The following is an 8,469-nucleotide window of genomic DNA, read 5'->3' on the forward strand; positions in this document are numbered from 1 at the left end:
GGGTCGGGGGCGGGCCGGACGCCGTCGGGGGCGGGCCGGACGCCGTCGGGGCGGGCCGGACGCGGTCGGGGGGCGGAACAGGCGCCGGCCAGGGGCGGTCGGGCGTAGGTCAGACGCGGGTCGCCCGCAGGGAGTACATCATGGGGACGCGCGGATGGCCCTCGGGCCGCTGGTACCGCTGGCCGTGCTTCTCCAGGTTCGCGTGCCGGGCGAAGAGGGTGTGGTCGTGCTCGTGCAGGAACTCCAGGCGCATCCCGGCGGCGATGACGGCGCTGACCACGTCGCCGATGCCGTGCGTGAACGAGATCGACTTGTTGTTGCGGGTCGCGGCGGCGCGGTCGGTGTAGGTGCCGGGCTCGTCCCACACCTGGGGTTCCCGGTCGAAGTAGTCGTACGTGACGGTCATGCCGGTCTCGTCGTCCAGGATGTCCGCGAACGGGTGGAACTCGGAGAGGTAGAGGAACCCGCCCGGGTTGAGCAGCGCCGCGACCGTCGACGCCCACCGGCCGAGGTCGGGCAGCCAGCACAGCGCGCCGAGCCCGGTGTAGACGATGTCGTAGGTGGCGCCGAGCGCCTCGGGCGCGGCGTAGACGTCGGAGACCACGAACCGGGCGTCGATCCCGGTCTCGGCCGCGATGCCGCGCGCGGCGTCGATCGCGGGCGCGGAGAAGTCCAGCCCCGTGACGCGCGCGCCGAGCCGCGCCCAGGAGAGGGTGTCGAGGCCGAAGTGGCACTGCAGGTGCGCCAGGGTCCGGCCGGAGACGTCCCCGACCTCCGCCCTCTCGAAGTCGCGCAGCATGTTCGCGCCCGCGCGGAACCCGGCGACGTCGTAGAACTCGCTGCCGACGTGGATCGGGACCCGCTCGTCCCACAGGTCGCGGTTGACTTCGAGGTATTCGTCGCTCTTCACGGCGGCGATCATAATGAGGGGCGGTCCTTGACAGCGAGCGGATTTCCGTGAGGCCATGCGTGCGTCACCGTCCGCCGCCTGTCCGGGTCCGTCCCCGTCCGTCCTGTTCCGTCCGCCGTCCGTCCCGCTCCCGTTCTCGTCACCGCGCATCGCCGCCCTCGATCCCGGAGCCGTCGATGACTCCGTCCGACCCCGCCGCCCCCGCCGTTCCGAGCGTCCCCGCCGTGCCGGCGGTTCCCGCCGTGCCGGCAGGGCCCGCCGTGCCTCCGGTCCCCGGCGGCCGGGCCGCCGCCGACCGGTCGAGCCCGGTGCGCGAGGCGCTGCTCGACGCCGCCGCCGAACTGCTGGTGCGGCACGGCTACCGCGGGCTGCGCATGCGGGACGTCGGCGAGGCCGCCGGCGTCAGCAGGCAGACCGTCTACAACGAGTTCGGCGACAAGTGGGGGCTCGCGCAGGCGGTGGTGCTCCGCGACAACGAGCGCTACCTGGACGGCATCGACCGGCTGCTGGCCGAGCACGACGACCTGTACGCGGCGGTCGCGGCGGCCGTCCGGTTCACCCTGCTCACCTCGGCGGAGGACCCGCTGAAGAAGGTCGTGCTGACCGGCGCGGGCGGGGACGAGCTGCTGCCGCTGCTGACCACGCAGGCCGAGCCCGTGCTGTTCACGGCGTCCGCGCGGATCGTCGAGCACGCCCTCGGCCGCTGGCCGGACCTGGACCCGGACGCGTTCGCCGAGGTCACCGACGCCGCCGTGCGGCTGACGATGAGCCACCTGATCCTCGCCGAAGGCCCGCCCGACCGGGTCGCGGGGTTCGTCGCCCGGATGGTCGTCCGCTACCTCGGCCTTCCCGAGCCGGAGGAGGGCGGGCCCGGGCCGGGGTGACCTCGCGGGTCCGGGGCCGCCCGGTTCCGGCCACGCCCCGGAGGGCCCTCGGCGACCCGCGGCGCTCGACGTCCGGCGGTCGCTCCGCGAGCATGGAGGGGCCGGACGAGGGAGGCGCCATGGATCCCGAACGCGCGGCCGACCACCTGCCGGGGACGACCGGCGGCCTGCCGGACGCGAACGGAGGGCTGCCGGACGCGAACGGAGGGCTGCCGGACGCTACCGGCTACCTGCCCGGGGCCGCCGGCGGGCTGCCGCAGGTCAGGGTTCCGAGCGGGGACGTGATGCGGGCGGTGTCCGCGCACGCCGACGTCCGGCAGGTGCTCGCGGACCCGCGGTTCAGCCGCGAGCTGCGGCCGGGCGGGCCGCGCCTGGCCCGGGGCGGGGACGTCAGCGACGACCCGTACTCGCTGCTCAACATGGACCCGCCGCGGCACACCCGGCTCCGGCGGATCGTGGCCGGCGCGTTCACGCCGCGCCGCACGGCCGCCTGGCGGCCCCGCGTCGAGGCCGTCGCGGCCGAGCTGGCGGACGGCATGGACGCCCAGGGGCCGCCGTGCGACCTGCTCGCCGCGTTCGCCTTCCCGCTCCCGGTGCGGGTCGTCTGCGAGGTGCTCGGCGTCCCGGACGCGGACCGCGAGCGGTTCCGGGCGTGGGCGGACACGGCGCTGTCCACCGGCACCGACGGCGCGGCCCGCCGGTCCGCGTCCGGCGCGGAGTTCCGCCGGTACGTGGAGGAGTTCGTCGCGGCCCGCCGCGACGCGCCCGGGGACGCGCTGATCGACGTGCTGATCGCCGCCCGCGACGAGGGCGAGGACGGCGACGGCGACGGCGGGCTGTCCGGGCCGGAGCTGGTCAGCCTGGTCATCAACCTCATCTCGGCGGGGCACGAGACGACCGCGCACCTGGTGGCGTCCGCCGTGCTCACCCTGGTGGCCGGGGGCCGCCGGCCCGCCGCGGTGGACGCCCGGCTGGTGGAGGAGGTGCTGCGGCACGACACGCCCGCCGCCGTCGCGATGCCGAGGCTGGCGACCGAGGACGCCGAGCTCTCGGGCGGGACGGTCCGCGCCGGGGAGACCGTGCTGCCGATGCTCGCCGCCGCCAACCGCGACGCGGCCGTCTTCGCCGACCCCGGCTCGTTCGCGCCCGACCGCCCCACCGGCGGCGCGTCCCACCTGACCTTCGGCCACGGCCCGCACTTCTGCCTCGGCGCGAACCTGGCCCGGCAGGAGGTCGAGGTGGCGCTCGGCACTCTCGCCGCCCGGTTCCCGAAGCTGGAGCCGGCGGTCCCAGCGGACGAGGTGCCGTGGCGCACCGGCGGCATCGTGAGCGGCCCGGCGGCGCTCCCCGTCCGCTGGTGACGGCGGCCGGAGCACGCCGGCATCACGACCGTGCCTCCGAAGGACAGGGCGCTACGCCTGGGACGCCGGCGGCGCGAGGGGCGGGTGGCCGCCGCCGGAGACGGAGCCCGGGGACGCGGCGTCCTCCTCGGCCGTGAACTCCACCGTGAGATGGGTCGACAGCGCCGCCAGGAAGTCGCGGGCGTCGAACAGCTCGCCCGCCGAGGCGACGCCGGTCGTCCTCGTCCGGCCGGTGAGGATCCGGTGGACGGCCTCGACGGCCAGCGGCGCGCTGACGGCGTAGATGTCGCGGCCGTGGGCGGTCGCGCGGCGCCGCCGCGAACCGGACACCAGGACGACGTCCACGACGAACGACTGCGCCGAGCGGCCGTCCTCGTCCGCGGCGACGGGGGCGGGGGTGTCCGGGGACGACAGGTCCCTCGCCGCCTCGACGGCCATGTAGTCGCGCACCTCGGGGATGTCCAGGTGGCTGGGGATCGTCACGACGTCGGCCATCGTGAACTCGCCGACGACCTCGCGGTCCCCGGTCGGGTCCGGGAAGGACCAGGTCCGGTTGCGCGGCTCGTCGTCGTGGTAGGCGAGGGCCCCGCCGGTGAAGCGGACGCGGCGTCCGCCGCGGCGCCGGTGCGAGACCTCGCCCGCGGCGCGGGTCCCGGACGTCGGGTGCCAGCTGTCCAGGCCGTAGGCGATGTGCGCCTCGTCCGCCTCGGTCCAGTCGCCCATCGCGGCGGTGGCGAGCAGGTCGCCGAGACCGCCGTAGAACGCCATGGCGGGCACGACCGGCGTCCCGGCGGCGCGGGCGCGGTCGGCGAAGCGGTCGAAGGTGTCGCGGTTGGCCTCGATCTCGGCGGCGACGTCCACGTAGGGGATCCCGGCGCGCAGCGCCGCCTCGATCACCGGCGCGGCCGTGTCGGCGAACGGCCCGGCCGTGTTGACGACGGCGTCCGCGCCGGCCAGCGCGCGGTCGAGCGCCGCCGCGTCGTCGGCCCGGGCCGGACGGACCGCGAGGCCCGGGTACCGCGCCGCGAGGTCGTCCAGCTTGGCGGCGTCGCGTCCCACCAGGACGGGCGTGTAACCGCGCTCCAGCAGTTCCGCGACGACGAACCGGCCCGTGTGCCCGTACGCCCCGTAGACCGCGACCGTGCCGTGGGACGCGACCGTTCCGTGGGACGCGACCGTTCCGCTGTTTTCCCTGTTCTCGTTCACATGGACATCGTGGCGGGCGGGCCGGTCCCCGCACGAGCGTCCGAAACGACAAGATGCGTACACTTCCGGACATGACCTCCGGTGTGCACACGGTGGCGGTGGCCGTCGCGAACGGCATCCTGCACTTCGAGCTGTCCCTGGCATACGAGCTGTTCAGCTCCCCGCCGCTCACGGACGGCCCCTGGTACGAGCCGGTGATCTGCGGCACCGGGCCCGTACGGGCGGACGGCCGCTTCCTGCTCGACCCCGACGACGGGCTGGACCGGCTGCCGCTGGCCGACACCGTGATCGTCCCGGGGTGGGCCGAGGTCGACGCCGACCCCCCGGCCGACCTCGTCGCCGCCGTCCGTGCCGCCCACGAGGCCGGGGCGCGCGTGGCGTCGCTGTGCACGGGCGCGTTCGTGCTGGCCGCCGGCGGGCTGCTGGACGGGCTGCGCGCCACGACGCACTGGGCGCACACCGACGCCCTCGCCGCCCGCTACCCGAAGGTGCAGGTCGACCCGGACGTCCTGTACGTCGACAACGGCAGCGTCCTGACCTCGGCGGGCAAGGCCGCCGCCCTGGACCTGTGCCTGCACCTCGTCCGCAGGGACCACGGGTCGGCGGTCGCGAACGCGGCGGCGCGCAGGCTGGTCGTGGCGCCGCACCGGCCGGGCGGGCAGGCGCAGTTCGTCGCGGCCCCGGTGCCCGAACGCGGCGACCACCCGCTGAGCGACCTGCTCGGCTGGATCTCGGGACGGCTGGACCAACCGCTCACCGTCGAGGACCTCGCGCGCCACATGAACATGAGCTCCCGCCACCTGGGCCGGCACTTCAAGGCGATGACCGGCACGACGCCGCTCCAGTGGCTGCTGACCCAGCGCATCCGCCGCGCGCAGGAACTGCTCGAGACGACCGACGACGGCGTGGACGCCATCGCGGCGGCGACCGGCATGGGCACCGCCGCGACGCTCCGGCGGCACTTCAACCGGACGGTCGGCGTCCCGCCGGACACCTACCGCCGCACGTTCCGCAGCGAGCGGGCCGCCCCGGACCCCCACGCCGCCCCTCAGGCGTAGGGACGCAGGGCCAGGAGCAGGTCGTCGGGGACGGAGGTCGGGGCGAGGCCGGACGGCGTGCGGGTCATGCAGGCGACGGTCTGCGCACCCCTCGCCGCCAGCAGCGCCGGGCCCTCCCCGGTCCGGTAGTAGGCGAAGTCCATCGTGACGCGGTTGTCCTCCACCGCGGCGAGCGTCATGCGGACGGAGACGCGGTCGAAGGCGGTCAGTTCGGCCAGGTAGTCGCAGGAACACGAGGCCGTGACCAGGGCGAGGTCGTCCGCCAGGCGCTTGACGACGCCGGGCGCGCGGTCGGCGAGGAACAGCTCGCGGCAGGTGCCCTGCCAGGCGAGGTAGGCGGCGAAGTAGACGTTGCCGACGACGTTGGTGTCGGCGAACGTCACGCGGTGGACGTACTCGTAGAAGCGTCTCGTCACGTCCCCGCCCCCTTCCGGGTCCCCTTCCGGGCCGCCGCCGCGAGCACCAGCGGCGCGTCCCGTCCGGCGACGGTGACGACGGCGGAGGCGATCTCGTGGGTGCCTGTGCGGAGCGTCACCCAGCCGTTCTCGTACACACCGCCCACCGCCGGGCGTTCGGCCGCGTCGCCGCCCGCCGCGCGCAGGCACGCGGCGACCGTCCGCAGGCGTTCCAGCGACCGTGCGGGCGGCTCGCCGGTGAGCCGGGCCAGCCGGTCCGCCTCCCCCGGCCAGGGGTCCGGGGAGCCGTCCGGAGCGGTGGCCAGCGCGGCGTCCCCGGCGACGGCGAACCCGCCATGGACGGGCCGGACGGCGGCGCGCGGCAGCAGGTCGTCCAGGTGGCGCTGGACATAGGGGCCGACGAGGACGGGCGGGAGGCCGTGCCCGTCCAGCAGCGGTCCGACGTCGCGCAGCCGCAGCCCGGTCCAGCTGAGCAGCGGCGTACCGGACGCGTCGGTGAGGAGCACGTCATAGGTGTGGTCGGCTCCGTGGTGGGCGCGTTCGCGGGCCGTCAGGACCAGCGGCCCGTCCGCGTGACCGTGTCCCGGCCCGTGCCCTGGCCCGTGCCCTGGCCCGCCGCCGGACGCCGTGGCGGTGGCGTGCACGGTGAACCGGTCGCAGCCGACCGGGAGCAGGCGGCGGTGCGGCACGCAGGCCTGCACGACGTGGATGGACGCGTCGTTGCGGAACAGGTCGCCGAGCGGCCCGGCCACGGACGCGTCGCCCGGATCGAGGAGGGCGCGGCAGCCGCGCGCCTCCAGCCGCTCGTAGCGGAGAAGCCGCTGGAACGCGGGACCGTGGAAGAACAGCGGTCCGTAGAGCGCGCGGCCGTCGTGGACGGGGACGGCGGCCTCCGGCGCGGGTCCGGGAACGGGGAGGGCGGGCGGTGGAGGCGCGGCGGTGACGGTGCCGGTGAAGTGGTCGATGGCGAAGCCGGTCTCGTCGCTGCGCAGCGCCACGCGGACCCCGCCGTCCTCGTCGGCGAGCGCGCACACGCGCACGACGCGCTCGCCGTCGTCCGGGACGATGACCGGACGGGTGAACGCGCCGCCGGTGACGCAGGCCGCCGGTCCGCCCGTCAGCTCGCCCGCCGCGCGGGCCATGAGGTCCAGCGCGGCCACCGCCGGGAGGACGAGCAGCCCGTCGATGCGGTGGTCGCGCAGCCAGGGCAGGTGCGCCGAGCTCAGCCGGTGCTCGGTGACGAGTTCGACGCCGGGCGTGTGGGTGAGCGCGCCGCCCGTCCGGCGTTCGAGGGCCGGGAGCCGACCGGCCGCCACGACGGACGTCGGGCCGGCGGCCGACTCGGCGATCCGGGCGAGCAGCCGGACGCCCGCCGCGACCGGGATCGGGTCCACGCCCGTGCGGGTCAGGGTGTCGAGCACCGCCAGCCGCTCCCCCATGCCCGCGCCGGACCAGGCCGTCCAGTCGATGTTGCGGACGCGGCAGCCGGGCAGTTCGCGCGCCAGGACGCGGGCCAGCTCCCGCTGCCTGCCGTTGGCGAGGGCGTAGTGCGCCTCGCCGGGAAGGCCGAACCGGCCGATGACCGATCCGTAGGTGACGAGCAGGCGCAGCCCGGCGGTGTCCAGGGCGTCCAGCAGGACGCGCAGGCCGCGCCGCTTGGGGGCGTCGTGGTCGGCGAAGTCCTGCTCGGTGAGGTCGAGGAAGCGGGCCGGGCGGTTGACGGCGCCGCCGTGGACGACGCCGCGCACCGGGCCGAGCCGCGCGGTCAGCCGGTCGAGCGCCGCCCGCACCGACCGGGCGTCGCGCAGGTCGGCGGGCACGTAGTCGAACGTCGCGCCCTCGTCCCGCAGCCGCCGGAGGTTCGCGGCCAGGGCGGGGTCCGCGCCGGGGTCGGAGCGGCCGAGCAGCGCCAGCCGGACGTTCCAGCGTTCTGCCAGGTGGGAGGCCGTTTCGAGGCCGATGCCGCGTCCGCCGCCGGTGACCAGCAGGACGTCGCCCGGAGCGAGCGGCGGGCCGTCCGGCGGCAGTGCGAGCGGCCGGTGCACGGAGGTGAGGCGGGCGCCGGACGCGTCCACCGTGACCTCGGCGTGCCCCTCCCAGGCGGCCGACAGCGCGTCGGCGACCGCCGCCACCGGGGAGTCGACGACGGCGATCCGGCGCAGCGCCGCGTCGGGGTGCTCGGCCGCGAGACCGGCCAGGAACCCCGACGCGGTGTCGCCGTGGTCGACCACGGTCAACGGAACACCGTGCCGGACGGCCTCGCGCGCCGCGGTGAGGAGGTCGGAGACGGCCTGGTCGGGCGGGTCCTCGGGGAGGAACACCGCCAGGGCGGGCGGGGCGGACGGATCGTCCGGCAGCAGCGGCGCGACGGCCTTCCAGAGCGGTCCGTGGCCGCTCAGCCGCCAGGCGCGCGCTCCCCCGGTGCCGGCCGGACGCGCCGCACGGTGCTCCAGGGCGAAGGCGCGGAACCACCGCTCGACGCCTTCGACCATGCCCGCCGAAGCGGCCGTTCCCGCCACCGCGTCGGAGGCGTCGGAGGTGTCGTGGGCGTGCGGCAGGTCGGCGACGGCCTCGGCGAGCGCGGCCACGGTCGCCGACGCGAGCCGCGGCGGCGCCGCCGGGACCGTCCGGCCG

The 8,469-nt window shown here is 76.4% G+C and carries 7 protein-coding genes; 3 read left to right on the forward strand and 4 right to left on the reverse strand.

Translation table 11 applies throughout. The annotated features are described in order from the left end of the window. Positions 1-109: 109 nt before the first annotated feature. Positions 110-910 (reverse strand): class I SAM-dependent methyltransferase, encoded by an 801-nt coding sequence (locus tag DZF91_RS32530; RefSeq protein ID WP_235834733.1) that lies wholly within the window; start codon positions 908-910, stop codon positions 110-112. 260 nt (positions 911-1,170) lie between these two features. Here DZF91_RS32530 and DZF91_RS32535 point away from each other — a divergent pair, with 260 nt between their 5' ends. Then, on the forward strand, positions 1,171-1,794 hold the full coding sequence (locus DZF91_RS32535; protein ID WP_235834734.1) for a TetR family transcriptional regulator: 624 nt from the start codon (positions 1,171-1,173) through the stop codon (positions 1,792-1,794). 119 nt (positions 1,795-1,913) lie between these two features. Continuing rightward, complete coding sequence (locus tag DZF91_RS32540) at positions 1,914-3,155, forward strand: cytochrome P450 (RefSeq protein ID WP_158588101.1); 1,242 nt, start codon at positions 1,914-1,916, stop codon at positions 3,153-3,155. Positions 3,156-3,206: 51 nt separating this feature from the next. Here DZF91_RS32540 and DZF91_RS32545 read toward each other — a convergent pair whose 3' ends face one another. Next, on the reverse strand, positions 3,207-4,361 hold the full coding sequence (locus DZF91_RS32545; protein ID WP_235834735.1) for a saccharopine dehydrogenase family protein: 1,155 nt from the start codon (positions 4,359-4,361) through the stop codon (positions 3,207-3,209). An 83-nt stretch (positions 4,362-4,444) separates the two neighbouring features. Between DZF91_RS32545 and DZF91_RS32550 the strand changes: the two genes are divergently transcribed. After that, positions 4,445-5,419: a helix-turn-helix domain-containing protein gene (locus DZF91_RS32550; protein WP_407920958.1), complete on the forward strand. Its 975-nt coding sequence runs from the start codon at positions 4,445-4,447 to the stop codon at positions 5,417-5,419. On the opposite strand, the gene DZF91_RS32555 is transcribed toward DZF91_RS32550, so the two are convergent. Then, on the reverse strand, positions 5,410-5,835 hold the full coding sequence (locus DZF91_RS32555) for an acyl-CoA thioesterase (RefSeq protein ID WP_117360886.1): 426 nt from the start codon (positions 5,833-5,835) through the stop codon (positions 5,410-5,412). The genes DZF91_RS32550 and DZF91_RS32555 overlap by 10 nt on opposite strands. After that, on the reverse strand, positions 5,832-8,469 hold a 2,638-nt coding region (locus DZF91_RS32560; protein WP_117360887.1), incomplete at its 5' end, for an SDR family NAD(P)-dependent oxidoreductase. The genes DZF91_RS32555 and DZF91_RS32560, both read right to left, overlap by 4 nt.

Origin of the sequence: Actinomadura logoneensis, assembly GCF_003428695.1 — a bacterium.
Taxonomy (GTDB): Bacteria; Actinomycetota; Actinomycetes; order Streptosporangiales; family Streptosporangiaceae; genus Spirillospora; species Spirillospora logoneensis.

Coding starts and splice junctions, on each gene's coding strand:
- DZF91_RS32540 (WP_158588101.1), top strand. CDS start 1,914: ATGGATCCCGAACGCGCGGCCGACCACCTGCCGGGGACGACCGGCGGC.